Here is a 209-nt window from a genome sequence, read left to right as displayed (position 1 = left end):
GGGCTCGTCGAAGACGAGGCTGACGGCGGCCCGAAGCTGCTCACTGCGCAGTTCGCCGATGGGGAACGTCTCGCCGGCGGGATCGACGGTCACCGCACCCGAAGTCGGTGCGTAGAACCGGGGGAGACGCAAGGACAACGCGGTCTTGCCCGACGCGGCCGGACCCACGCCGGCGACGGTCTCGCCCGGTTCTATGCGGAGGTTCAGCC

At 70.3% G+C, this 209-nt stretch carries 1 protein-coding gene; it reads right to left on the bottom strand.

Going from position 1 to position 209, the window contains the following annotated elements:
* A partial coding sequence (locus QM596_RS29655) for an ATP-binding cassette domain-containing protein (RefSeq protein ID WP_283310607.1) occupies positions 1–209 on the bottom strand: 209 nt, incomplete at both ends.

It is taken from the genome of Rhodococcus sp. IEGM 1406 (genome assembly GCF_030056745.1).
Lineage (GTDB): Bacteria > Actinomycetota > Actinomycetes > Mycobacteriales > Mycobacteriaceae > Rhodococcus_F > Rhodococcus_F erythropolis.
This window is presented reverse-complemented; position numbering and strand designations above follow the sequence as displayed.